General features: G+C 38.2%; 24 protein-coding genes. 20 read left to right on the top strand and 4 right to left on the bottom strand.

The genetic code is table 11. The annotated features are described in order from the left end of the window. Positions 1-28: 28 nt before the first annotated feature. The 9 genes from ACNTMY_RS08180 (at position 29) to ACNTMY_RS08140 (ending at position 5,472) form a co-directional block, all read left to right on the top strand. On the top strand, positions 29-1,471 hold the full coding sequence (locus ACNTMY_RS08180; RefSeq protein WP_423216085.1) for a SpaA isopeptide-forming pilin-related protein: 1,443 nt from the start codon (positions 29-31) through the stop codon (positions 1,469-1,471). Between the two features lie 96 nt (positions 1,472-1,567). Further along, positions 1,568-2,506: a class C sortase gene (locus tag ACNTMY_RS08175; RefSeq protein ID WP_423216084.1), complete on the top strand. Its 939-nt coding sequence runs from the start codon at positions 1,568-1,570 to the stop codon at positions 2,504-2,506. Between the two features lie 189 nt (positions 2,507-2,695). Then, complete coding sequence (locus ACNTMY_RS08170) at positions 2,696-2,842, top strand: ATP-dependent protease (protein ID WP_423216083.1); 147 nt, start codon at positions 2,696-2,698, stop codon at positions 2,840-2,842. A gap of 207 nt (positions 2,843-3,049) precedes the next feature. After that, positions 3,050-3,340 carry a 30S ribosomal protein S6 gene (gene rpsF / locus ACNTMY_RS08165; protein WP_423216082.1) on the top strand — a complete coding sequence of 97 codons (291 nt, stop codon included), beginning with the start codon at positions 3,050-3,052 and terminating at the stop codon, positions 3,338-3,340. Positions 3,341-3,351: 11 nt separating this feature from the next. Beyond that, on the top strand, positions 3,352-3,858 hold the full coding sequence (locus tag ACNTMY_RS08160; protein WP_423216081.1) for a single-stranded DNA-binding protein: 507 nt from the start codon (positions 3,352-3,354) through the stop codon (positions 3,856-3,858). 59 nt (positions 3,859-3,917) lie between these two features. Continuing rightward, positions 3,918-4,157, top strand: a complete 240-nt coding sequence (gene rpsR / locus ACNTMY_RS08155) for a 30S ribosomal protein S18 (protein WP_000068664.1) — start codon at positions 3,918-3,920, stop codon at positions 4,155-4,157. A gap of 146 nt (positions 4,158-4,303) precedes the next feature. After that, entirely contained in the window at positions 4,304-4,828 is a 525-nt protein-coding gene (locus ACNTMY_RS08150) for a DUF2975 domain-containing protein (protein ID WP_423216080.1), read from the top strand. A 1-nt stretch (position 4,829) separates the two neighbouring features. Continuing rightward, positions 4,830-5,054, top strand: coding sequence for a helix-turn-helix domain-containing protein (locus ACNTMY_RS08145; protein WP_423216079.1), 225 nt, complete (start codon positions 4,830-4,832; stop codon positions 5,052-5,054). Then, positions 5,038-5,472, top strand: a complete 435-nt coding sequence (locus ACNTMY_RS08140) for a hypothetical protein (RefSeq protein WP_423216078.1) — start codon at positions 5,038-5,040, stop codon at positions 5,470-5,472. Before ACNTMY_RS08145 ends, ACNTMY_RS08140 begins: the two co-directional genes overlap by 17 nt. Positions 5,473-5,511: 39 nt before the next feature. On the opposite strand, the gene ACNTMY_RS08135 is transcribed toward ACNTMY_RS08140, so the two are convergent. Both ACNTMY_RS08135 and ACNTMY_RS08130 read right to left on the bottom strand, forming a co-directional pair. Beyond that, positions 5,512-6,168, bottom strand: a complete 657-nt coding sequence (locus ACNTMY_RS08135) for a DUF1129 domain-containing protein (RefSeq protein ID WP_134775613.1) — start codon at positions 6,166-6,168, stop codon at positions 5,512-5,514. Between the two features lie 311 nt (positions 6,169-6,479). Next, on the bottom strand, positions 6,480-7,424 hold the full coding sequence (locus tag ACNTMY_RS08130) for a magnesium transporter CorA family protein (protein WP_423216077.1): 945 nt from the start codon (positions 7,422-7,424) through the stop codon (positions 6,480-6,482). A 286-nt stretch (positions 7,425-7,710) separates the two neighbouring features. Between ACNTMY_RS08130 and uvrA the strand changes: the two genes are divergently transcribed. The 8 genes from uvrA to nusB all read left to right on the top strand — a co-directional run bounded on the left by uvrA (position 7,711) and on the right by nusB (position 15,470). Then, a complete protein-coding gene (gene uvrA / locus ACNTMY_RS08125) occupies positions 7,711-10,536 on the top strand; it encodes an excinuclease ABC subunit UvrA (protein ID WP_243602798.1) in 2,826 nt (941 codons plus the stop codon). Between the two features lie 99 nt (positions 10,537-10,635). Next, positions 10,636-11,892 (top strand): MATE family efflux transporter, encoded by a 1,257-nt coding sequence (locus ACNTMY_RS08120; protein ID WP_423216878.1) that lies wholly within the window; start codon positions 10,636-10,638, stop codon positions 11,890-11,892. Positions 11,893-12,025: 133 nt separating this feature from the next. Next, complete coding sequence (locus ACNTMY_RS08115) at positions 12,026-13,087, top strand: M24 family metallopeptidase (protein WP_423216076.1); 1,062 nt, start codon at positions 12,026-12,028, stop codon at positions 13,085-13,087. A 10-nt stretch (positions 13,088-13,097) separates the two neighbouring features. After that, positions 13,098-13,448 carry a hypothetical protein gene (locus tag ACNTMY_RS08110; RefSeq protein WP_423216075.1) on the top strand — a complete coding sequence of 117 codons (351 nt, stop codon included), beginning with the start codon at positions 13,098-13,100 and terminating at the stop codon, positions 13,446-13,448. Beyond that, on the top strand, positions 13,441-13,905 hold the full coding sequence (locus ACNTMY_RS08105; RefSeq protein ID WP_423216074.1) for a deoxycytidylate deaminase: 465 nt from the start codon (positions 13,441-13,443) through the stop codon (positions 13,903-13,905). The genes ACNTMY_RS08110 and ACNTMY_RS08105 overlap by 8 nt, the downstream gene beginning before the upstream one ends. A 115-nt stretch (positions 13,906-14,020) precedes the next feature. Beyond that, positions 14,021-14,581 carry an elongation factor P gene (gene efp, locus ACNTMY_RS08100; protein ID WP_021143080.1) on the top strand — a complete coding sequence of 187 codons (561 nt, stop codon included), beginning with the start codon at positions 14,021-14,023 and terminating at the stop codon, positions 14,579-14,581. Between the two features lie 78 nt (positions 14,582-14,659). Beyond that, positions 14,660-15,049 carry an Asp23/Gls24 family envelope stress response protein gene (locus ACNTMY_RS08095; RefSeq protein WP_021143079.1) on the top strand — a complete coding sequence of 130 codons (390 nt, stop codon included), beginning with the start codon at positions 14,660-14,662 and terminating at the stop codon, positions 15,047-15,049. After that, on the top strand, positions 15,042-15,470 hold the full coding sequence (gene nusB / locus ACNTMY_RS08090) for a transcription antitermination factor NusB (protein WP_021143078.1): 429 nt from the start codon (positions 15,042-15,044) through the stop codon (positions 15,468-15,470). The genes ACNTMY_RS08095 and nusB overlap by 8 nt, the downstream gene beginning before the upstream one ends. Positions 15,471-15,557: 87 nt before the next feature. Here the strand turns inward: nusB and ACNTMY_RS08085 are convergent, their stop codons facing one another. Both ACNTMY_RS08085 and ACNTMY_RS08080 read right to left on the bottom strand, forming a co-directional pair. Then, the gene (locus ACNTMY_RS08085; RefSeq protein ID WP_134775610.1) at positions 15,558-16,520 is read right to left on the bottom strand and encodes a LacI family DNA-binding transcriptional regulator; all 963 of its coding nucleotides are present in this window, start codon (positions 16,518-16,520) and stop codon (positions 15,558-15,560) included. 1 nt (position 16,521) lies between these two features. Further along, complete coding sequence (locus ACNTMY_RS08080; protein WP_423216073.1) at positions 16,522-17,961, bottom strand: sucrose-6-phosphate hydrolase; 1,440 nt, start codon at positions 17,959-17,961, stop codon at positions 16,522-16,524. A gap of 197 nt (positions 17,962-18,158) precedes the next feature. On the opposite strand from ACNTMY_RS08080, the gene ACNTMY_RS08075 reads away from it, so the two are divergent. The 3 genes from ACNTMY_RS08075 (at position 18,159) to secA (ending at position 23,974) form a co-directional block, all read left to right on the top strand. Next, positions 18,159-20,117, top strand: a complete 1,959-nt coding sequence (locus ACNTMY_RS08075; protein WP_423216072.1) for a sucrose-specific PTS transporter subunit IIBC — start codon at positions 18,159-18,161, stop codon at positions 20,115-20,117. A gap of 154 nt (positions 20,118-20,271) precedes the next feature. Continuing rightward, complete coding sequence (gene scrK, locus ACNTMY_RS08070) at positions 20,272-21,153, top strand: fructokinase ScrK (protein ID WP_423216071.1); 882 nt, start codon at positions 20,272-20,274, stop codon at positions 21,151-21,153. Positions 21,154-21,451: 298 nt separating this feature from the next. Then, complete coding sequence (gene secA / locus ACNTMY_RS08065) at positions 21,452-23,974, top strand: preprotein translocase subunit SecA (protein WP_423216070.1); 2,523 nt, start codon at positions 21,452-21,454, stop codon at positions 23,972-23,974. Positions 23,975-24,022 lie beyond the last annotated feature (48 nt).

Here is a 24,022-nt window from a genome sequence, read left to right as displayed (position 1 = left end):
TTAGGATAAAAAAGAAAGAAGGTTAACTATGAAAAAGATTAGAAATGTGATTGCATTCCTCGTAGCAGCAGTTGCACTTGTCTTTACAGGTGGTCAAGTATCTGCTCAAACTGTTGATAGTGGTCAGGGAGGAGCAGCCACTATCACAATCCAAAATGCTCAAGTTGGGAAAACATATAAGCTTTACAAACTTTTTGATGCCACAGTCGGTGCAAATAATGCTATTGCTTATACATTACCAAGCGGTAAAACAGCAAGTGATGTGTCTGAGTATTTTGATGTTGATACTGCTGGAAATGTTACAGCAAAATCAACTACTACTCAGTCAGTAGTGGGAAGTGATGATTTTAAAACTTGGGCAAAGACATTTGTTGGAGGTACTTCAGCTACTCCAACAGCTTCAGCAACTGCAAGTGAAAACACATTAAGTTTTACTGGATTAACTTATGGTTATTACTTTGTTGAATCTTCTCTAGGTACTGTTCTTACCATTGACAGTACAACTCCAGATGTAAATGTTATTGATAAAAATACATCTGCTCCAAGTACTCCAACTGGTGGTGGTAAAACAGTAACAACAGCTTTAGATACAAATGTAAAAAAATCAACAGCTGCAATTGGTGATACAGTTAATTACACTGTTTCATTCAGCGCAACTAACTATTATGTTAGTAATAATGTAGGTAAAAAAATCACAAGTTACACTATCGTCGATACACCAGTTAACTTGGATATCAATTCAGAAAATGTAGCTGTTACAGTAAATGGTACAGCTGTTACTCAAAAAACTGTCACTAAAGATTCTGCCACTGGTAAATTGACAGTTGTTCTTCCTTGGGTAGATGCAACTACTGGTGATTCACTATATTCTACTCCAGCAGAAGTGGTACTTACTTACTCTGCTACTGTAAAACCTGGAGCAGCTACTACTGACTCTCTAAGTGGTAAAGCAACCAATAAAGCTGATATCACTTATAACTATGGCGACAACTCAAATACTATTACTACTAACGAAGCAGAAGTTGATACCTTAGGATTTGCAATTCGTAAGATTGACTCAAGTAATGCCCTTTTGTCAGGTGCTGAATTCAAAGTTTACGATGCTGCTACTGGCGGTAATGAAATCAAGTTTGTGAAAATTGCAGAAGGTTACTATCGTCTAGCAACAAGTGATGAAACTTCAAGTGCTGTTGATGTTATCCCAGCTGGTGCTGCATTTGTTAATGGTTTAGACAAAGGTACTTATTACCTTGAAGAAGTTAAAGCCCCTGCAGGTTATAATAAATTGACTGAACGTAAATCTGTCACAGTTGAAGCAGATGGAGCTAGAGCTGATGTAGTTAACCAAAAAGGTACTGAATTACCATCAACTGGTTCATTTGGTACAAAAATGCTTTATGTAGTTGGTGCCGCTGCTATCTTGGTAGCATCTGTTTACATGGTTGCAAAACGTCGTGTTAAAAATCTTTAATGATTAATCGTTAGAACATCTTCGAAAGTAGCACGAGTCTATTTTCGAAGATGATTCTTTTTAGAAAGAATTTGCCAGCAGAAAGGAGAAAAAGCAGTGGCGTGGTTAAAGCAACATTGGAAATCTTTGATAATGCCCCTCGTCTTTCTCATCGGGCTGGGCTTGGTAACTTACCCGTCTTTGAGTGACTATTGGAACTCATTTCACCAGACAAAAGGAATTATGTCCTATGCTAAGAGTGTTTCAAACATGTCTGAGAAAGAGTATGACAAGATTCTCACTCAAGCAGAGGATTACAATAAGAGACTAACCAGCATGAACTGGGATATGACTGATGAGCAAAAAAAAGATTATGAATCACAGTTAAATTTCAATCATGATGGGGCGATGGGTTACATCAGTATCCCAAAAATCAACATTAAATTAAGTATTTATCATGGCACATCAGATAAGGTTTTACAAACTTCAATCGGACATTTAGCAGGTAGTTCGCTTCCCGTTGGTGGTAAAGGAACACACTGTGTCGTATCAGGACACCGTGGCTTGCCTTCGGCTAAACTGTTTTCTGATTTGGATAAATTGCGTGAAGGAGATACCTTTACCATCCATGTTTTGAATGAAACATTGACTTATGAAGTTGATCAGATTCGCGTGGTTGAGCCAACAGACTTTTCAGATTTGACGATTGATCCCAATCAAGATTATCTGACTTTGGTGACATGTACACCTTACGGGATAAATACCCAACGTCTACTGGTACGCGGGCACCGCATTCCAAATGCTGATGGTGAAGCTAAGACCACTTCCGATGCCATGCAGCTCAATGCGCTTTATATTGCACCATTTATCGGTATTCCGATTTGTCTTGCTATTGTTATTTATATCTTTGTGGTGACAAGTAGTGCTTACCTCAAACGACATGGTGACCGAGTTGGTTCATACTTGAGTCAAAAAGGACTTAAGAGACCACAAGCATCATCTAATAATTATCAAGATACGATTAATCAGCTTAAAAAATATTTTAACAACGATTAAAAAATAAAAGGGTGAGTCGAGTGACCCACTCTTTTTGTTACGCTTTCACAAAAATCTTGTTAAGTTAATTTTAAGGTTATATTAAAAATTAAAAACATGACTTAATTTTATGAATTGTTTAACAATTTGTGGTATAATCAACCTTATACTAGCTAAAAGCGAGGTAAGGACATGTGGGTCGTAAGAAAAATGTATTGGCGTAGTGGACAACAATATGTCCAAGCACAGAAGATTTTTGAAAATCGTGAAGCAGCAAATGCTTTTAGAAAAGAATTAGACTTTGCGACTGAACTTTATGAGACTAACCTAGTGGTTTCTAATAAAGGCGAATTCTAGTCCTAAAAGAGCAGCATTAAAAACTGCTTTTTTGTTTTGACAAAAAGATTAGAAAAATTTCTAAAGTTTTTGTGATAAAAGCACTTTCTTTCCCGCTTATCTCTTGCACAATACCTCAAGGTATAGTATAATGTTTTATTGTGAGTATACCTCACTTACTCGTGATTAGATTCACGGGTCATTAGACCAAAAGGAGGAAAAATATCAATGGCTAAATACGAAATTCTTTACATTATTCGTCCAAACATTGAAGAAGAAGCTAAAAACGCTTTGGTAGCACGCTTTGACTCTATCTTGACTGACAACGGTGCAACTGTTGTTGAATCAAAAGACTGGGAAAAACGTCGTCTTGCATACGAAATCCAAGATTTCCGTGAAGGACTTTACCACGTTGTTAACGTTGAAGCAGAAGATGCTGCAGCTCTTAACGAGTTCGACCGTCTTTCAAAAATCAACGGTGACATTCTTCGTCACATGATCGTTAAAATCGACGCGTAAGAAGGTGTCTTATGATTAATAATGTAGTACTTGTTGGTCGTATGACCCGCGATGCAGAACTCCGTTACACACCATCTAATCAGGCAGTTGCAACTTTTACACTCGCTGTAAACCGTAACTTCAAGAACCAAAATGGTGAACGCGAAGCTGATTTTATTAACTGCGTGATTTGGCGTCAGCAAGCTGAAAACTTGGCTAACTGGGCTAAAAAAGGTACTTTGGTTGGAGTTACAGGTCGTATTCAGACTCGTAACTATGAAAACCAACAAGGTCAGCGCGTTTACGTAACTGAGATTGTTGCAGATAGCTTCCAAATCTTGGAAAGCCGTGCTACACGTGAAGGACAATCTGGTGGTTCTTACAATGGTGGATTCAATAACAATTCATCATTTGGTGGATCTTCAAACGGTGGTTTCTCATCACAACCTTCACAACAAACACCTAATTTCGGTCGTGACGAAAGCCCATTTGGTAACTCAAACCCAATGGACATTTCAGATGACGATCTTCCATTCTAATGGATATGGACAACTCAAGTACAAACTTGAAACAACAATAATATAAAGGAGAATAAAACATGGCTCAACAACGTCGTGGCGGATTCAAACGCCGTAAAAAAGTTGATTATATCGCAGCTAACAAAATTGAATATGTTGATTACAAAGATACTGAGCTTCTTAGCCGTTTCGTTTCAGAACGTGGTAAAATTCTTCCACGTCGCGTAACTGGAACTTCAGCTAAAAACCAACGTAAAGTAACAACAGCTATCAAACGCGCTCGCGTTATGGCTCTTATGCCATTCGTAAACGAAGACTAATTCGTTGCGGTGAACAGAAAAAACGACTTCATTTGAAGTCGTTTTTTTATTGTGGAAAAGTAGTTATTATGGTTTACAAGATAAGATTATTGTTTTATAATAATTTTTGAAAGGAGATTATTGTAAAACAATAATTTAGGTAACATATGGAGAATATTATTTTAGAAATTGGGAGAAAAGTTCTCAAATTTGTTCGGTATGTATCAGTTTTAGGAATTGGATTTGTTACATTAGGAATTTTTGGTGTATTTTTTGCTGGGCAACGTCATGGAACGGATTTTAGTTTGGATTATGGAGCAGATAGTCTTCAGGTTCCTATCTTTTTTCCGATATTAGTTCTTGTATCAGCGGGAGTTATTCTGTATTTCGTTTCGAAAATGATGTTTGTTTTGGATAAGTTGTTGATAAATTTCCAAAATGACATTTACTTTACTTTTGAAAACGTCAAATTCCTTTCTGAGACTTTTCGATATTTACTCTTATCCACAGGTATTGAACTATTTATCAATATCATTTTTAATTTCTTTAGTATTGAAAATACAAGTGGATTATTTGATTTGTCAGTTAAAGATTATTTGGTAAACTTTGCTTTTATAGTGATTAATGCTGCTGGGCTTCTTGTTTTAAAACGAGGTTATCAAGTACAAAAAGATTACGACGAGATTATTTGATATGGAAGAAATAAAAGTTCATTTAGACAAAATCATCAAGTCTAGAAATATGACATCTAAAGAATTGGCTGAAAAAATAGGTATTACTGAAGCTAATTTATCAATTTTAAAAACTGGTAAGGCTAAAGGTGTCAGATTTAACACGCTTATGAATATTTGTAGAGAGTTGGATTGTCAGCCAGGGGATATTTTAGAATATAGGAGAGATTATGATGAAAAAGATTAAGTTTTTGCTGCTTGTTTTATTAATTGGGACATTATCTGGATGTAGTGCTGTTTCAGAAACGTTTTACGATGTTAAAACTGAGACAAGTAAAACTTATCAAAGTGAAGCTAATCAGATGGATATAGAAGCAACTATGCCAGTTGAGATTGGCGAAGAAATTGATTTACCTGATGAATTTTCAGGAACGATTTATGTCATGTTTTCAAAGGAAAGTTTAGAAGATGCTTTAAAAGTTGACTTTTATTTAAATGATGCCAAGATGAAAACTATTGATGAAAATGGACGTGATGACTTTAATGTTCGCTATCATAAGAAAACTTATTTTTCAGCTCATAAAATGAGTGTGAAAAGCATTGATAAATTCAAGATTGAATCAGATTGGTCTGATGATGTAGTTCTTGTCTTGCGTTCAAAATAAAAAATACCGCTAAGTTTTTCTTAGCGGTATTTTTATGTTTTATTGTTGTGGTGTCATTGTGTTTAGGATGTTGTATTTTTTCTCTAAGAAGTGACGTCCAACAAGTGATGCGACACCGATGATAAGCATAACGATAGCTGGCAATTGTGGGTTAAGAGCAGCTGGCAAGAATGCTGTAGCTGTGTAAAGGAGAACCCATCCAAGCATTGCTAAACCAAGTACTAAAATAGTTTTGCCCCAACCTGGACGTTCGCTTTTTGGTTTTCCGATGTGACGGTAGATGAAGTAGTAAGTAGCGTACATTGCAGCACCCCCACCAAAACCAAGAGCGATAAGTGAGATAAGCCCAGAACTTGTTGTTGTAGAATTGAAGAATCCCATTACAGCGTTAAGGATGGCAACGACTCCGACAAAAAGAAGTGAAGTATCTAGCCACATTAACCAAGGGTTATCATTTTTCTTTTCTTGATCTGAGTTTTTGTCAGATGCTTTTTCAGTGAAAGAAGCAGCCCAAACAGTTGGTGCGCCAAGAAGTGTACGAGCTGTTACACCTTTTTTCTGATTTTCAAGGATTGTTGGCATAACTTCATCTAAAATCGCTTGGACTTCTGCATCGGTTTTACCATCTTTGATCAATTGATTAGTAGCGATGTGGATAAATTCTTGGTTCTTTTTAGTAAGATTTGTCAAATCCATAATATATTCTCCTATAAAAGCCAGTTATTAGTTAGAGAAAACAAGCCCCCTTGCTTTTTCTAACTAGTAAATGCCTATAAATTTCAATAATATAAAAAGTTTCTAGTTTATGTTACCTGTGTTAAATAAAGGTTACTAGTTCGAAGTTTGATTCGAATTAGTGAGTGGTTTAGGTTGTCTTCTATAAGGTTACGACGAGAGAAAAGTGATTCGATGTTAATCACTTTTCGAACTAGTAAGAGAGTTAGGGAAGTCATATAAGACTTCCCGTCGTTTTAAGAGTAGCTTTAGCTACCTTAAAACGTACTCTGTTAAAACCATTTCTTCCTGAAGAAATAAATAACGACTGATAAGCTCATAGCGGCTGCGATAAAGACGATGTACCAAAAGGCATGTGGTAGACCATTTAATGGCAACCAGTTATTTTGGAAGTTCATCCCGTAAGCTGAGAAGACAACGGTTGGAATATCAAGTGCCATGGTCATGAGTGCCAAGGTTTTCATGATTGTATTCTGGTTGTTGTTGATGATTGAAGCAGTTGTTTCGGTCATGGCATTCAAGACATTTTCATAAATGCCAGCCATCTCAATCGCTTGTTGTGTTTCAATCAAAGTATCTTCAAGCAAATCTTCGTCTTCGATATATTTTTTCAAAGAGCTGGTACTACTCGAAAGTTTTTTTACGATACGTTCGTTGAATTTCAATGAGGCTTTCAAGTAGACGATAGATTTTTCAAGCTCCATCATGTCGATGAGTTGTTCGTTACGAGTTGCGTTTTCCAATTCAGCTTCGATTCGGTCACTTTGACGGTCGATAGAACGAAGGGCTGTTAGGAAAAGCTCAGCGTTGCGATAAAGCAATTGGAAGACGAAACGTGTCTTCATAAATGTGTAGAAGTTTTTAACGCGACGGTTGAAAAAGTTATCAAACAGTGCCAACTCTTGTAAACACGTTGTGATAACGGCATTTTCCGTAACGATAATACCTAGCGGAATAGTCACATAGTAGCTTTTGTTATTACGTTCTTCGTAAGTTGGCACGTCCACGATAATCAATGTGTAATCATCTTCGACAGAGATACGAGATGTTTCTTCAAGGTCGAGTGGTGCACGAAGGTCAGTAATGTCAATGTTAAATTGTTCGGCTAGCTGGACTGATTCTTCCTGGGAGGGGTTGACCAAATTAATCCAAGCTCCTGGCTCGAATGTATTGATTTCTTTAAACTCTAACGCTGTTGATAGAAACATTTGTTCCATAAAAACAACCCCTCCTTTTTCGATGAGATACAAGAACTATAAAACTATAAATAGTTAGGTTCACCAGCGATAGTGCCGTATCTAGTTCTTGTTCAATTTTTTTAGTAAGTAAAATGAAAGTTCGACAAAATTTTACATACTACTCTATTATACTACAATTAGCAGTTTTTGGGGACAGGGAAAAGTAGAAAAATTTGCTATAATAAAATAAGTAGAACTTTGTACATGTTAAGAAAGGAATAGAACTTAGTTTTTAGCAACTAGCAGCTAAGTTCGTGACATAAAAATGCAAGATAAATTAATTATTCGTGGGGCTCGAGCCCACAATTTGAAAAATGTCAATGTTGAAATTCCTCGGGATAAGTTGGTCGTTGTGACTGGTTTGTCTGGTTCAGGAAAATCAAGTTTGGCATTTGATACGATTTACGCAGAAGGGCAACGTCGCTATGTTGAAAGCTTGTCAGCTTATGCCCGCATGTTTCTTGGAAATATGGAAAAACCTGATGTGGATTCGATTGAGGGTCTTAGCCCAGCGATTTCCATTGACCAAAAAACAACTAGTAAAAACCCGCGCTCTACTGTAGGGACAACGACAGAAATCAATGATTATCTGCGCCTTTTGTACGCTCGAGTGGGAACGCCTTACTGTATCAATGGGCACGGTGCTATTACGGCATCATCTGTTGAACAGATTGTTGACCAAGTTTTGGAATTGCCAGAACGTACGCGTATGCAGATTTTGGCGCCTGTAGTTCGTCGTAAAAAAGGACAACACAAGACGATTTTTGACCGTATTCAAAAAGACGGTTATGTACGTGTGCGCGTGGACGGCGAGATTTATGATATTTCAGAGGTGCCTGAGCTTTCTAAGAGTAAAATGCACAACATCGAAATTGTTGTTGACCGTTTGATTAATAAAGACGGCATTCGTTCACGTCTCTTTGATTCTGTGGAAGCTGCGCTTCGTTTGGCTGATGGTTATGTCATTATCGACACTATGGATGGCAATGAATTACTTTTCTCTGAACACTATTCATGCCCAGTCTGTGGCTTTACTGTTCCCGAATTGGAACCACGTTTATTTTCATTTAATGCGCCATTTGGTTCATGTCCAACCTGTGATGGTTTAGGAAATAAACTGGAAGTTGACTTGGATTTGGTGATTCCTGATCGTAGTAAGACTCTTCGTGAAGGTGCGCTAGCACCATGGAATCCGATCTCATCAAACTATTATCCTGCTATGCTTGAGCAAGCTATGGAAGCTTTTGGTGTTGATATGGATACACCTTTTGAAGACTTGAGCGAAGAAGAGCAAAATCTTGTGCTTTACGGTTCAGGTGAGCGTGAATTCCACTTCCATTATGTCAATGATTTTGGTGGCGAACGTAACATTGACCTACCATTTGAAGGTGTTGTTAACAATATCAATCGTCGTTACCACGAGACAAACAGCGACTTCACTCGTAACGTCATGCGCGGTTACATGAATGAGTTGCCATGTCCAACATGTCACGGTTATCGTTTGAATAATCAAGCGCTTTGTGTGCGCGTGGGCGGCGAAAATGGCATGAACATTGGACAAGTTTCTGATTTGTCAGTGGCTGACCATTTGGAACTTCTAAATCACCTAGAACTCTCTGAAAATGAAAAAACAATTGCTACACCGATTGTCAAAGAAATCAAAGACCGCTTGACTTTCTTAAATAATGTCGGCTTGAATTATTTGACTTTGTCACGTTCTGCGGGGACTTTGTCAGGTGGTGAAAGCCAACGTATTCGTTTGGCAACGCAAATTGGTTCAAATCTATCAGGTGTCCTTTATATTCTTGATGAACCGTCAATCGGACTTCACCAACGTGATAATGACCGTTTGATTGATAGTTTGAAGAAAATGCGTGATCTTGGTAATACCTTGATTGTTGTTGAACACGATGAAGACACCATGCGTCAAGCTGACTGGTTGATTGATGTTGGACCAGGTGCAGGTGAATTTGGTGGGCAAATCGTTGCCTCTGGAACACCAGAAGAAGTGGCTAAAAACAAAAAATCAATCACTGGACAATATTTGTCTGGTGCTAAAGAAATTCCTGTGCCACTAGAACGTCGCAAAGGTAATGGACGTTTTCTTCGCGTACTAGGAGCTTCAGAAAATAACTTGCAAAATATCGACGTGACTTTCCCACTTGGTAAATTTATCGCAGTCACAGGTGTTTCTGGTTCTGGAAAATCAACCTTGGTCAACAGTATTTTGAAAAAAGCTGTCGCTCAAAAATTAAACCGAAATTCTGCCAAACCTGGTAAACATAAAGCACTTGAAGGTGTGGAAAATATCGAACGCTTGATTGACATTGACCAAAGCCCAATCGGTCGTACACCGCGTTCAAATCCTGCAACTTATACAGGCGTCTTTGATGATATTCGTGACCTTTTTGCTAAGACTAATGAAGCTAAAATTCGTGGTTACAAGAAAGGGCGCTTCTCATTTAACGTCAAAGGTGGGCGTTGTGAGGCTTGTTCTGGTGATGGAATTATCAAGATTGAAATGCACTTTTTGCCAGATGTTTACGTGCCTTGCGAGGTTTGCCACGGTACACGTTATAACAGTGAAACTCTTGAAGTTCATTACAAAGACAAAAATATCGCTGAAATCCTTGATATGACAGTCAACGATGCCGTTGAATTCTTTGCACCAATTCCTAAAATCGCACGCAAATTGCAAACTATCAAAGACGTTGGACTTGGTTATGTTACTCTTGGACAACCAGCCACAACCCTTTCTGGTGGTGAAGCACAGCGTATGAAATTGGCTAGTGAACTTCACAAACGCTCAACTGGTAAGAGCCTTTATATCCTTGATGAACCAACGACAGGTCTTCACACAGATGACATTGCTCGTCTGCTCAAAGTCCTTCAACGTTTCGTGGATGACGGAAATACCGTGCTTGTCATTGAACACAATCTTGATGTGATTAAGACAGCTGACTACATTATCGACCTTGGACCAGAAGGCGGTGTCGGTGGCGGACAAATCGTTGCCACAGGCACACCAGAAGAAGTCGCCAAAGTCAAAGAATCCTTCACAGGACAATATTTGAAAGATAAATTGAAGTAAAAAAGCCCAGGTAAGTTATCTTGCCTGGTTTTTGTGCTATAATGAAGCCAATTTATGGGAAATAGTACTTTGCTGCTATCGAGATTTATTGGAGGATTTATGTCTTATTCAAAAGAAGTTAATCGGTATGTTTTTCCGTTGATTGCGACCAATATTGCACAGCTTTTGATTAATCAATTGTCACTGCATTTTGCGGTTAATGACTCAAGTGTGGCACTTTCTGGTATATCGGTGATTCAAAATTTCTTGTTTGCCTTTGGTGGGATTTTAGGTGCTTTTAGCTTATCCTTTAATATCAAAGGGGCGCAAGCTTTTGCGGAAAATGACAAAAAGCGTTTTAAAGATTTGTTTAAGTCCTCTTTCTTACTTGATGTGGTGATAGGTGCTAGTTTTTTAGTCCTCTGTGTAATTTTTGGAAAATCTTTTTTACGTTTATTTTATGGATTTTCAGGAGAATTACTTGACTTATCAACACTTTATCTCGTTATTATGTCACCGTATATTCTTCTGACCTTGTTAACATTTTTGTTGACAAATGTTTTAAAAGTTGAAAAGAAAACCAAGCCGATTTTTTGGATTGGGCTTGCTAGCTCGCTGCTTGATGTGGTGATGAATTACTATCTGGTTCCGATTTTTGGAGTGAAGGGCGCAGCGATTTCTGCTATAACTTCTTTGTTTTTAGTGGTTTTGGCTTATTTTTATTTAGTTCATGATGTGATTTTTGAGGCTTTGAAATCTCAGTCAACTTGTAAAAAAGAGTTAATTCTTTTTGGGATTCCTTTAACCATTCAGGAAATTTTTGAGAGTGTTCTTTTTATCATGGCATTTGATGCTTTGATGGGAAGACAGGGGTTAGAAATTCTCTCTATCTATGCAGTGATTAGTCAGCTATTTTCAATAGTTCGCTTGCCTGCTTATATGTATGCTGGTGCGGTTTCTGTCTTTTTGCCACAGGCTAGTCAAAAGCATGAAAGTAAGTCATTTATGCGCATGATTTATCGAAATAGTTATCTGATGAGTTTCGGATTTGCTGTGATAGTGACGCTTTGTGCTAATATCTTTGCTGAATTCTTATCAAGTCAAATCAATACAAATATCATTGTGTTTACGGCATTCACTATGTTAGTCATGGCAGCCACACCACTTTACGAAAGTGCAAAAATGCTTTTACAAAGTAGCCATGCTGAAAAATGGGTGGTCAGTTTAACAGCTCTAGTTAATATCATGAGCATTGCTATTTTATTGGTGATTCAAGTTTTAGGTTTTCAAACTTACCAAACCCTTTACTTTGTTTACGGCTTAAGTCTTGTTATTTTGAGTATTTTATTTATCAAAAAAGCAAATTCAATAACTTAAAAGAACCTAATGGTTCTTTTTTTGCGATAAAATTGGTTTACCAGTTAAATATTTTATGAAAATACGTGAAAAAAGCGATTATATCAAGGATTTTCTGGTATAATTATCTTAAAAATGTGAGAGGGAGAGGGACATGCTTGCAAGACTTAAAAGATTTGATGCAAAGTTAGATGAAAAGGGATTAGATGCGTTTTTGGTGACTGGTCAAAATAATGTTTATTATTTGACAGGATTTTGGGGAACATCAGCGACTGTTTTTATTTCCAAAACACGCCGTTTGTTTGTGACAGATGCTCGTTACACCCTGATTGCTAAGCAAATGGTTCGAGGGTTTGATATCATCGAAAGCAGAGATGCTCTTTCTGAGATTGCTAAGGTGATTGCATCTGACAATTTGGATAAAATCGGTTTTGACAGCCAAGTGTCTTTTGCTTATTATCAAATGCTCCAAGGTGTATTTGCAGGGTACGACTTAGCACCTATGACGAATTTCATGGAAGAATTGCGCATGATTAAAGATGCTTCTGAGATTGCAACGATTCGTAAGGCTTGCTCGATTTCTGACCGTGCTTTTGCGGACATGCTAGACTTCATCAAACCTGGTCAGACAACAGAATTACAAGTGGCGAATTTCCTTGATTTTCGTATGCGTGAATACGGTGCATCTGGGGTATCTTTTGAGACTATTGCAGCATCAGGATACCGCTCTGCCATGCCTCACGGCGTAGCCAGTGAGAAAGTCATCCAACCTGGTGAAACCTTGACGCTTGATTTTGGATGTTATTACAATCACTACGTCAGCGATATGACGCGTACCATCCATATCGGCGATACGACTGATGAAGAGCGTGAGATTTATGATGTGGTTTTGCGTGCTAATCAAGCGGTTATTGATTCAGTTAAGGCGGGAATGACACGCCGTGATTATGACAAGTTAGCGCGTGACGTGATTGAAAAAGCTGGTTATGGTGAGCACTTCACACACGGTATTGGTCACGGTATTGGTCTTGATATTCATGAAATCCCATTCTTTGGTAATTCAGATGAGTTGGTCGAAGTTGGCATGACCATCACTGATGAGCCAGGAATTTATCTTGATAGCAAATACGGTGTCCGTATCGAAGATGACTTGGTTGTCACAGAAAATGGCTGTGAAGTCTTGACTTTAGCACCCAAAGAATTAATTGTTTTGTAGGAGAAATGTTATGAAACCACTGACTATTAAAGATAAATTGCAAGTTATCCTTGCGATGATTTTATCTGCGATGCTTTCTTTTACAATTGTTATTGATTTAATGCAGGGAAGCAGTAAGAATTATTTTATTTTGGAATTCATTCTTGTTATTTTCTTGTCAGCCTTAAGTCAATCACGTCAGTTTGGCATTAATGGCATTGTCCATTATGCTGCGCTAGGACTTGTTGGGGTAACATTTTTTATTGAAGCAACAGGCGGCATATACAAAATCGTTTCGTATTTCTGCATGGCAATTGCTGTGCTTGGGCTGATTATAATTTATCTTAAAAATCGTGTAGAAAAGGAGAAAATCAATGATTGATAGACTTTCTTGGGAAGATTATTTTATGGCAAATGCAGAGTTGATTTCAAAACGTTCAACTTGTGACCGTGCCTTTGTTGGCGCCGTTTTGGTCAAAGATAATCGTATCATTGCGACTGGTTACAATGGTGGTGTTTCTGAAACAGATAACTGTAGCGAAGCAGGACACAAAATGGAAGACGGGCATTGTATCCGCACTGTTCATGCCGAGATGAATGCCCTCATCCAGTGTGCTAAAGAAGGCATTTCAACCAAAGGAACAGAGATTTATGTGACACATTTTCCATGTATTAACTGCACGAAAGCTCTCCTTCAAGCAGGCATTAAGAAAATCACTTATAAAACTGCCTATCGCATGCATCCATTTGCGATTGAATTAATGGAACAAAAAGGTGTCGAATACGTTCAGCATGATATTCCAGAAGTAAGACTTGGTATGGCTGACCAAGCAGAATAAGTTTTAGACAGCGCTAACACTGTCTTATCCAATAATAAGACCATAAAAGATTTGAGCCAAAGCTTATTTTATGGTAAAATGAAGTGATAAATAATTTATAAGAGGTAATGAATAAATGATTGAAGCAAGTAAGCTTAGAGCAGGTATGACTTTCGTAACAGCTGATGGAAAACTCATCAAAGTTCTCGAAGCAAGCCACCACAAACCAGGTAAAGGTAACACAGTTATGCGTATGAAACTCCGTGACGTACGTTCTGGTTCAACTTTTGATACAACTTACCGTCCAGAAGAAAAATTCGAACAAGCTATCATCGAAACACGTGCTGCACAATACCTTTACAAAATGGATGACACAGCATACTTCATGGATACTGAAAGCTACGAACAATACGAAATCCCAGTTGCTAACGTAGAACAAGAATTGCTTTACATCCTTGAAAACTCAGAAGTTAAAATCCAATTCTACGGAACTGAAGTTATCGGTGTTACTGTTCCTACAACAGTTGAATTGACAGTTACTGACACTCAACCATCAATCAAAGGTGCTACAGTTACTGGTTCTGGTAAACCTGCAACTCTTGAAACAGGTCTTGTTGTTAACGTACCAGACTTCATCGAAATCGGTCAAAAATTGGTAATCAATACGCAAGAAGGTACTTACGTATCACGTGCCTAAGCTTGCCTTTAGAGCGGGTAGAGAGGGCACCGCTCTCTTTACTTTTAATCCTTAAAATTAATTAGAAAGGAAATGCTTATGACAACTGAAAATATCGGTGATATTGTTATTTCACCACGAGTACTAGAAGTTATCACAGGTATCGCTGCAGCAAAAGTCGATGGCGTTCATTCACTTCGTAACAAAGCCATGGCAGACAGCTTCAGCAAAACAGTTTTAGGTAAAGGTGTATATCTTCACACTGAAGAAGACGGAACAGTTAATGCTGATATCTATGTTTATCTTCAATACGGTGTCAACGTTCCTGCTGTTTCAATCGCAATTCAACAAGCTGTTAAAACTGCGGTTTACGATATGGCAGAAGTGACTATTTCATCTGTAAATATCCACGTTGAAGGAATCGTTCCTGAGAAAACACCAAAACCTGATTTGAAAGCATTGTTTGACGAGGATTTCTTGGATGACTAATAATTTTACAAATTCAAGACGTGACCTCCGTGAGCGTGCATTCCAAGCGCTCTTTAGCCTAGAATTTGGAGGAGAATATTTAGCGGCTGCTGAATTTGCATATACTTACGATAAGACAATCGAAGAAGATGAAGATGTTCAAGTTCCAGTCTTTCTTCTTAATCTTGTTAAGGGTGTTTGCGACATGCAAGCAGAGCTTGACCAACAAATTGAAGCTCACTTAAAAGCAGGCTGGTCACTGGAACGTTTAACGTTGACTGATAAAGCTTTACTTCGCTTAGGTCTTTACGAAGTAAAATATTTCGAAGAAACACCAGGTCGTGTTGCGGTCAATGAAATCATTGAAATCGCTAAGAAATATTCAGACGAAACATCAGCAAAATTCGTCAATGGTTTATTGAGTCAGTTTGTTACTGAATAATAAAAAAGAGATGTTACACACATCTCTTTTTTGTTGTGTGGATAAGTAAAAAGTGTAATATAAAAGAACAGGCTAAGCCTGTTCTTTTTAAATGCTTCCCCCAGGAATCAATGAGATAGGTAAAATGTAGTCTTTATTTGTCTTTTCACCTTTGATGCGTTTTAGGAGAATATCGACCAGTAGACTTGCAATTTCATCGATTGGTTGACGGATAGTAGTCAACTGTGGGAAGTAGCTTTCAATGAATGATGTGCCATCATAACCAATGATTTTCAAATCATCAGGGATGTTCATATCTAGCTGTTTAGCGATTTTCATTGTCAAAATGGCTGTCAAATCGTCTGAAACGAAGATGCCGTCTGGACGATTACTTGCGATGATTGATTTGATTTCCATTTCACGTCGAATTGTGGATAAGTTGTTAGGAACTTTAAAAACTTCTCCGTGAGGAATTTGAAATGAAAATCCAAGTGCACGTAATTCAGTTGGTGAGTCAGTATTATCGTGTCCTGTAATCATGATGATGTTTTCGCAACCATTTTTTTGAAGCGTGCGAGCAGCCAGTTTTCCACCTTCAAAGTTGTCTGAAGCAACGATAGGAATGTTTGGTGCTAGATTCCTATCGAAAGCAATAATTGGTGCACTGACGCGCTCGTAATCATCGATGCCAAGGTTGTGACTAGATGAAATGATGCCGTCAACTTGATTGGCTTCAAGCATTTCAATGTATTCACGTTCCTTAGCTGGGTCATTTTCGCTGTTGCAGATAATCGTTTTATAACCATGTTTGAATAACTCGATTTCAAGATATTCAATTAGCTCAGAATAAAAGATATTGCTAATATTAGGGAAGATTAAGCCGATAAGTTGGGCTGATTTTCCTTGAAGTCCACGGGCGAGGTTGTTTGGCTTGTATCCCAAAGTTCTCATGGCCTCTTGGACTTTTTGTTTTGTCTTCTCTGACAAATAACCTTTGTTGTTGATAACGCGTGAAACGGTTGTTGGGCTTACCCCAGCAAGTTCAGCAACGTCAGTTAATTTTGCTACCATATTAGTATTTCAAATCAAAGTATGTACCAGTGACGTCTCCAGATTTAAGGGTAATTCCGTTTTGACCAGCTTCTGGGAAAATACGGCTAGTAAATACTTTTTCTCCTTTATTGATAAAGATTTCAATGATCGAATTATCTACAAAAATATTGGCTGTTGTTTCTTTCGTATCGATTGTACATTCTCGAGTAGTGCCAAAGTTTGTAGCGTATTGAACACCGGCTTTACTGCGGTCAAGGATAATTTTACCGTCTTTAGTATCTACAGTCAAGCTAAGCCCATTTCCTTTGTCATCAGCAAAAAGAAGAAGTTCTGATTTTTGATTTGCAGGGAATGTTAACTCTAACTCATAAGTATTGTTTGTTTGAGCTTTGTTAGCGAATGCCTCAGAAGAATCACGAAGAGAAGTGATAGCTTCAACTGGGTATTGATAAAGTTTTCCATCTTTAATAGAAAGTTCTTTAACAAGACTAAGAGCACCTTGGTAATCATATTGATCGGTTGGATAGTCGATGTCAGGAAGTCCAATCCAACTAACGGCAAGCGCACGTCCGTCAGGAGCGTTGAATGCTTGAGTCGCATAGGCTTCAAAACCGTAATCAAGATTTTGGATGTCAGAAGCACCGACTAGTTTTGCATTTTCTGTGTCAAACGATTGACATACTTTGTAGGTATTTGGGTAAATGTTGCGATAATCAAGTTCAGCTTTATCAAGTCCTTGAGGGCAGTAGATAAGAACTGGTTTATCATCGACAAAAACAAGGTTTGGACATTCAATCATGTACTCCGAACCACTGTTATCAAAGTCAAGATTTCCAACTTCTTCCCAGTTTTCGACGTTGTTGTCAACAGCTTTGTAAAGTTTAACAAAGCCTGATTCGTCAAGGTTTTGAGCACCTACGATTGCGTAGAATTGACCTTTATAATTGAAAATTTGTGGGTCACGGAAGTGTTCTGTGACGTCTTTTGGTTGGTGGATAAGAACGTCCTCAATCTTAGTGATATTGTGGTCTTTGTCCATCCATGCGCCGATTTGAAGTGGGTCACGTACCCAATTTTCATCGCGGACATTTCCTGTATAGAATAGGAAGAGTTTGCCATCGATTTCGTAGGCTGAACCAGAATAAGCACCGTGGCTATCGTTTTTAGTATCTGGACGAAGTTCTACATTTGTTTCATGGAAGTGAACTAAGTCTTCAGATTCAGTGTGAACCCATTGTTTAAGACCATGAGCAGCAGCAAATGGCCAGTTTTGGTAGAACAATGTGTATTTTCCATTAAAGAATGAAAAACCGTTAGGGTCGTTTAAAAGCCCTGATTTTGGTTCGATGTGGTAACTAACATGCCAAGGAGATTTTTTGACATTGTTGTTAATTTTTGCCAATTCTTCGGTGCTCCAATCCTCGTAAGGACGGTAACGCACTTCTTTTGGTAAATCCATATTTTTTCTCCTTTGTAATACTATCTATAGTAATATAGTAAACGTTTTCGCCCTAAAAATCAATTATTTTCGCCTAAAAAGAAAAAAATATGATAAACGCTTGACATAAAGCGTTTTTATGATAAAATGTAAATGTAGTTAAGTGAAACGCTTACAAAACTTAGTTCACAAATTTTTTATATAAAGGAGTTACTGTAATGGATTATGGTAAGGTAGCATCTGACGTCGTTAAGGCAGTCGGAAAAGACAATCTTGTTGCAGCTGCACACTGTGCGACACGTCTTCGTCTCGTACTTAAGGATGACACAAAAGTTGACCAAGTAGCTTTGGATAACAATCCAGACGTAAAAGGTACTTTTAAAATTGATGGTCAATATCAAGTAATCATCGGTGCAGGTGATGTTAACTTTGTTTATGATGAATTAATCAAAGAAACTGGACTTTCAGAAGTTTCCACTGATGACTTGAAACAAATTGCAAGTAGTGGTAAAAAATTCAACCCAATCATGGCGTTGATCAAATTGCTATCAGATATTTTTGTACCAATTATTCCAGCGCTTGTTGCTGGTGGTCTTTTGATGGCATTGCGTAACTTCTTGACAGCTGAAGGATTATTTGGTCCAAAATCAATTGAAGAAATGTACCCAGCTATTGATGGTATTTCTGCAATGATTCAATTGATGTCAGCTGCACCATTCATGTTCTTGCCAATTTTAGTAGGTATCTCAGCTGCTAAACGTTTCGGCGCTAACCAATTCTTGGGTGCCGCAATTGGTATGATTATGACAACGCCAGATCTTGGTGGTGCTTCTGAATTCTGGAATATCTTTGGTTACAACGTAGCTCAAACAAACTACGCTTACCAAGTTATCCCAGTTTTGGCAGCTGTTTGGATGCTATCTGTGTTGGAAAAATTCTTCCACAAAAAACTTCCATCATCAGTTGACTTTACATTTACACCATTGTTGTCAGTAATGATTACAGGATTCTTGACATTCACTGTCGTTGGTCCAGTAATGATGGTCGTTTCTAACGCTATCACTGATATTATTGTTTGGTTGTACAACACAACTGGCTTTATCGGAATGGGTATCTTTGGTGGTACTTACTCACTTATCGTTATGACTGGTCTTCACCAATCATTCCCAGCTATTGAAACACAATTGTTGTCTGCATGGACAAAAGGTGTTGGTTATGGTGACTTCATCTTCGTAGTTGCTTCAATGGCTAACGTTGCACAAGGTGCAGCAACATTTGCAATTTGGTTCTTGACTAAAAATGCTAAAACTAAGAGTCTTACATCTTCAGCAGGTGTCTCAGCACTTCTTGGTATTACAGAACCAGCTTTGTTCGGTGTTAACTTGAAATACCGCTTCCCATTCTTCTGCGCTTTGATTGGTTCAGGGGTTGCAGCAGCAGTTGCCGGTTTGGTTAGAGTAGTTGCTGTTTCACTTGGTTCAGCTGGTTTCCTTGGATTCCTTTCAATCAACGCTTCTTCAATCCCATTCTACGTTGTATGTGAATTGATCAGCTTCGCTGTTGCATTTGCACTTACATACTTCTACGGAAAAACAAAAGCAGCAGGTGTCTTTGCGGCTGAAGCAGCAGATGCTGCAAAAGCTCAAGTAGAATCAAACGAACACGCTGTTAAAGATGGCAAAGAAGTTGCTAAAGAAGTATCAGCTCTTTCACAAGCAGGTGTTTCTGAAGAAACTGTTGTTAGCCCACTTGCAGGTCAAGTTGTAGAACTTTCATCAGTAAATGACCCAGTCTTCTCATCAGGAGCTATGGGTAAAGGTATCGCTGTAAAGCCTGAAGGCAACACAGTTTACTCACCAGTTGATGGTACTGTTCAACTTGCATTTGAAACTGGTCATGCTTATGGCTTGAAATCTGACAACGGTGCAGAAATCCTTATCCATATTGGTATCGATACTGTATCAATGGCAGGTAAAGGTTTTGAACAAAAAGTTGCTGCTAACCAAAAAGTTAAAAAAGGTGATGTTCTTGGAACATTTGATAGCTCAGCTATCGCACAAGCAGGTCTTGATGACACAACAATGATTATTGTTACAAATACTGCAAATTACTCTGAAGTAGCTCCAGTTGCTCAAGGAAAAGTTTCTGAAGGCGCTGCGTTACTTGAACTTAAATAAGTATATATGTATAAAATAAGAGGTGTTTCGGCACCTCTTTTTAAATGGGGTAAAAACCTTGAAAATAAGGCAATCTAAGCGTTTTTGCGCTTGATATATCTTTTGAAATTTTGTATAATATTGTGTATAAAAAAGCATTTAAAAGGGAGATAACATGACTAAATTATACGGTAGTGTCGAAGCAGGTGGAACAAAATTTGTTTGTGCTGTAGGTGACGAAAATTTCCAAGTTGTTGAAAAAGTTCAATTTCCAACAACTACACCTTATGAAACAATTGATAAAACAGTAGCTTTCTTCAAACGTTTTGAAGAAGATTTGGCTGGTGTTGCCATTGGTTCTTTTGGTCCAATTGATATCGACCAAAACTCAGAAACTTATGGTTATATCACATCAACTCCAAAACCACACTGGGCTAATGTTGATTTGGTTGGATTGATTTCAAAACACTTCAAAGTGCCATTCTATTTCACAACTGACGTTAACAGCTCAGCTTATGGTGAAACAATTGTCCGTAAAGGTGTTAAGAGCCTTGTTTACTACACAATCGGTACTGGTATCGGTGCTGGCGCTATCCAAAATGGTCAATTCATCGGAGGTCTTGGTCACACAGAAGCAGGTCACGTCTATGTTGCTCCACATCCACATGATGTTGCTAATAACTTTAACGGCGTTTGCCCATTCCACAAAGGATGTCTTGAAGGTATGGCAGCTGGTCCATCACTTGAAGCACGTACAGGTATTCGTGGTGAATTGATTGAACTTAACTCAGACGTGTGGGATATTCAGGCTTACTACATCGCTCAAGCCGCTATTCAAGCAACACTTCTTTACCGTCCAGAAGTCATCGTCTTTGGTGGTGGTGTTATGGCACAAGAACACATGCTAAAACGTGTTCGTGATAAATTTAAAGCCTTGTTAAATGATTATGTACCAGTTCCAGATGTTACTGAATATATCGTAACACCAGGAGTTGCTGAAAATGGTTCTGCAACACTTGGAAACTTTGCTTTGGCTAAAAAAGTTTCAGAACGTTAATCTATTTTGATTGACAAGATGTAAGTAAGATTGAGGAAAAGTCCATGCAGGGCTGCTCTTCAATCTTTTTTTACACTGATAATTCCCGTGAAATACAGTGCTTTCTTGTTGTTAAGGTGAAAAAAGAGTATAATCGAAACAGGTGAATGCTCAGAAAATACTCAGAATGTTATTAATAAATACTAAAAAATCATGCCGTTTTATCTAGTTTATGGCTTAGTTGTCATGATAGCGTATTCTTGTATAGGAGCGCTTTTTATGATAAAATGTGATGATAAGTTTATCGAAAGGAATTGGGATGGCAAATATTCTACGAACTGTTATCGAAAACGATAAAGGCGAACTAAGAAAATTAGAAAAAATTGCAAAGAAAGTTGAGTCATACGCTGATGCGATGGCTGCTTTGTCTGATGAAGAATTAAAGGCAAAAACACCAGAATTCAAACAACGTTATCAAAATGGTGAAACACTAGATCAATTATTGCCAGAAGCTTTTGCGGTTGTTCGTGAAGCTGCAAAACGTGTTCTTGGACTTTATCCATACCGTGTTCAAATCATGGGTGGTATTGTTATGCACAATGGTGACGTGCCAGAAATGCGTACTGGTGAAGGTAAAACATTGACTGCGACTATGCCAGTTTACCTTAACGCACTTGCAGGTGAAGGTGTTCACGTTATCACTGTTAATGAATACCTTGCAACACGTGACGCGACTGAAATGGGTGAAGTTTATAGCTGGTTGGGGCTTTCAGTAGGTATCAACCTTTCTGCTAAATCTCCATACGAAAAACGTGAAGCTTATAACTGTGATATCACTTATTCAACAAACTCAGAAATCGGTTTTGACTACCTTCGTGATAACATGGTTGTTCGCCAAGAAGATATGGTTCAACGTCCATTGAACTTTGCCTTGGTCGATGAAGTTGACTCTGTCTTGATTGATGAAGCAAGAACACCTTTGATTGTCTCTGGTCAAGTCACTTCAGAAACAAGTCAACTTTACATTCGTGCAGATAAATTCGTTAAAACACTTGAAAGTGTTGATTATGTCATTGATGTACCAACAAAAACAATCGGTCTAACTGATAGTGGTATCGATAAAGCTGAAGAATACTTCCACTTGGAAAATCTTTACGATTTGGAAAATGTTGCCTTAACACACTATATCGATAACGCTCTTCGTGCTAATTACATTATGATTTTGGATATTGATTATGTGGTTAGTGAAAATGGTGAAATCTTGATTGTTGACCAATTTACTGGTCGTACAATGGAAGGTCGTCGTTTCTCTGATGGTTTGCACCAAGCTATCGAAGCTAAAGAAGGTGTACGTATCCAAGAAGAATCTAAGACAAGTGCATCAATTACTTACCAAAACATGTTCCGCATGTACAAAAAATTGGCAGGTATGACTGGTACAGCCAAAACTGAAGAAGAGGAATTCCGCGAAGTTTACAACATGCGCATCATTCCAATTCCAACTAACAAACCAGTTGCACGTATTGACCACCCAGATTTGTTGTACCCAACACTTGCTTCTAAATTTAGAGCAGTTGTTGAGGATGTTAAACGTCGTCACGCTAAAGGTCAACCAGTTTTGGTTGGTACTGTTGCCGTTGAAACATCAGACCTTATTTCTAAAAAATTGGTTGAAGCTGGTATCCCACACGAAGTCTTGAATGCGAAAAACCACTTTAAAGAAGCGCAAATTATCATGAACGCTGGTCAACGTGGTGCTGTTACAATCGCAACAAACATGGCTGGTCGTGGTACAGATATCAAGCTTGGTGAAGGTGTGCGTGAACTTGGTGGACTTTGTGTCATCGGTACAGAACGTCACGAAAGCCGCCGTATTGATAATCAGCTTCGTGGTCGTGCTGGTCGTCAAGGTGACCCAGGTGAATCACAATTTTATCTTTCACTTGAAGATGATTTGATGCGTCGTTTCGGTTCAGACCGTATCAAAGCATTCCTTGATCGCATGAATCTTGATGAAGAAGAAGCAGTCATCAAATCTAAAATGTTAACACGTCAAGTAGAATCAGCTCAAAAACGTGTTGAAGGTAACAACTACGATACTCGTAAACAAGTCCTTCAATATGATGATGTTATGCGTGAACAACGTGAAATCATCTATGCTGAACGTCACGATGTCATCACTGCAGACCGTGATTTGGCACCTGAAATCAAAGCAATGATTAAACGTACTATCAATCGTGCTGTTGATTCCCACAGCCGTGCTGATCGTGAAGAAGGTATCAAAGCAATCCTTAACTTTGCAAAATCAAACTTGGTTGCTGAAGATTCTATCAAACTTTCTGATCTTGAAGGTTTAGACTTCGAAGAAATCAAAGAAGATCTTTACAATCGTGCATTGAAAGTTTACGATGCGCAAATCGCTAAACTTCAAAATGAAGAAGCCGTTAAAGAATTCCAAAAAGTTTTGATTTTGATGGTTGTGGATAACAAGTGGACAGATCACATTGATGCTCTTGATCAATTGCGTCAATCAGTTGGTTTGCGTGGTTATGCTCAAAACAATCCAGTTGTTGAATACCAATCAGAAGGTTTCCGTATGTTCCAAGCTATGATTGGTGCGATTGAATTTGATGTGACTCGTACAATGATGAAAGCACAAATTCACCAACAAGAACGTGAACGTACTACTGAGCGTGCAACAACAATGGCTGAAAAGAATATCTCAGCTCAGGATGTACAAGCACAATCTGATATTGATTATTCTAACGTTAAACGTAATGACTTGTGCCCTTGTGGATCTGGTAAAAAATTCAAAAATTGCCACGGTCGCAGACATTTTTAAAAAAGACAACAGAAAATTCTGACAATTTATTGAAAAAGCTCTTGAAAA

The sequence above is a fragment of the Streptococcus equinus genome, assembly GCF_049393735.1.
Taxonomy (GTDB): domain Bacteria; phylum Bacillota; class Bacilli; order Lactobacillales; family Streptococcaceae; genus Streptococcus; species Streptococcus equinus_G.
This window is presented reverse-complemented; position numbering and strand designations above follow the sequence as displayed.

Coding starts and splice junctions, on each gene's coding strand:
- ACNTMY_RS08180 (WP_423216085.1), top strand. CDS start 29: ATGAAAAAGATTAGAAATGTGATTGCATTCCTCGTAGCAGCAGTTGCA.
- ACNTMY_RS08170 (WP_423216083.1), top strand. CDS start 2,696: ATGTATTGGCGTAGTGGACAACAATATGTCCAAGCACAGAAGATTTTT.
- rpsF (WP_423216082.1), top strand. CDS start 3,050: ATGGCTAAATACGAAATTCTTTACATTATTCGTCCAAACATTGAAGAA.
- ACNTMY_RS08160 (WP_423216081.1), top strand. CDS start 3,352: ATGATTAATAATGTAGTACTTGTTGGTCGTATGACCCGCGATGCAGAA.
- rpsR (WP_000068664.1), top strand. CDS start 3,918: ATGGCTCAACAACGTCGTGGCGGATTCAAACGCCGTAAAAAAGTTGAT.
- ACNTMY_RS08150 (WP_423216080.1), top strand. CDS start 4,304: ATGGAGAATATTATTTTAGAAATTGGGAGAAAAGTTCTCAAATTTGTT.
- ACNTMY_RS08145 (WP_423216079.1), top strand. CDS start 4,830: ATGGAAGAAATAAAAGTTCATTTAGACAAAATCATCAAGTCTAGAAAT.
- ACNTMY_RS08140 (WP_423216078.1), top strand. CDS start 5,038: ATGATGAAAAAGATTAAGTTTTTGCTGCTTGTTTTATTAATTGGGACA.
- ACNTMY_RS08135 (WP_134775613.1), bottom strand. CDS start 6,168: ATGGATTTGACAAATCTTACTAAAAAGAACCAAGAATTTATCCACATC.
- ACNTMY_RS08130 (WP_423216077.1), bottom strand. CDS start 7,424: ATGGAACAAATGTTTCTATCAACAGCGTTAGAGTTTAAAGAAATCAAT.
- uvrA (WP_243602798.1), top strand. CDS start 7,711: ATGCAAGATAAATTAATTATTCGTGGGGCTCGAGCCCACAATTTGAAA.
- ACNTMY_RS08120 (WP_423216878.1), top strand. CDS start 10,636: ATGTCTTATTCAAAAGAAGTTAATCGGTATGTTTTTCCGTTGATTGCG.
- ACNTMY_RS08115 (WP_423216076.1), top strand. CDS start 12,026: ATGCTTGCAAGACTTAAAAGATTTGATGCAAAGTTAGATGAAAAGGGA.
- ACNTMY_RS08110 (WP_423216075.1), top strand. CDS start 13,098: ATGAAACCACTGACTATTAAAGATAAATTGCAAGTTATCCTTGCGATG.
- ACNTMY_RS08105 (WP_423216074.1), top strand. CDS start 13,441: ATGATTGATAGACTTTCTTGGGAAGATTATTTTATGGCAAATGCAGAG.
- efp (WP_021143080.1), top strand. CDS start 14,021: ATGATTGAAGCAAGTAAGCTTAGAGCAGGTATGACTTTCGTAACAGCT.
- ACNTMY_RS08095 (WP_021143079.1), top strand. CDS start 14,660: ATGACAACTGAAAATATCGGTGATATTGTTATTTCACCACGAGTACTA.
- nusB (WP_021143078.1), top strand. CDS start 15,042: ATGACTAATAATTTTACAAATTCAAGACGTGACCTCCGTGAGCGTGCA.
- ACNTMY_RS08085 (WP_134775610.1), bottom strand. CDS start 16,520: ATGGTAGCAAAATTAACTGACGTTGCTGAACTTGCTGGGGTAAGCCCA.
- ACNTMY_RS08080 (WP_423216073.1), bottom strand. CDS start 17,961: ATGGATTTACCAAAAGAAGTGCGTTACCGTCCTTACGAGGATTGGAGC.
- ACNTMY_RS08075 (WP_423216072.1), top strand. CDS start 18,159: ATGGATTATGGTAAGGTAGCATCTGACGTCGTTAAGGCAGTCGGAAAA.
- scrK (WP_423216071.1), top strand. CDS start 20,272: ATGACTAAATTATACGGTAGTGTCGAAGCAGGTGGAACAAAATTTGTT.
- secA (WP_423216070.1), top strand. CDS start 21,452: ATGGCAAATATTCTACGAACTGTTATCGAAAACGATAAAGGCGAACTA.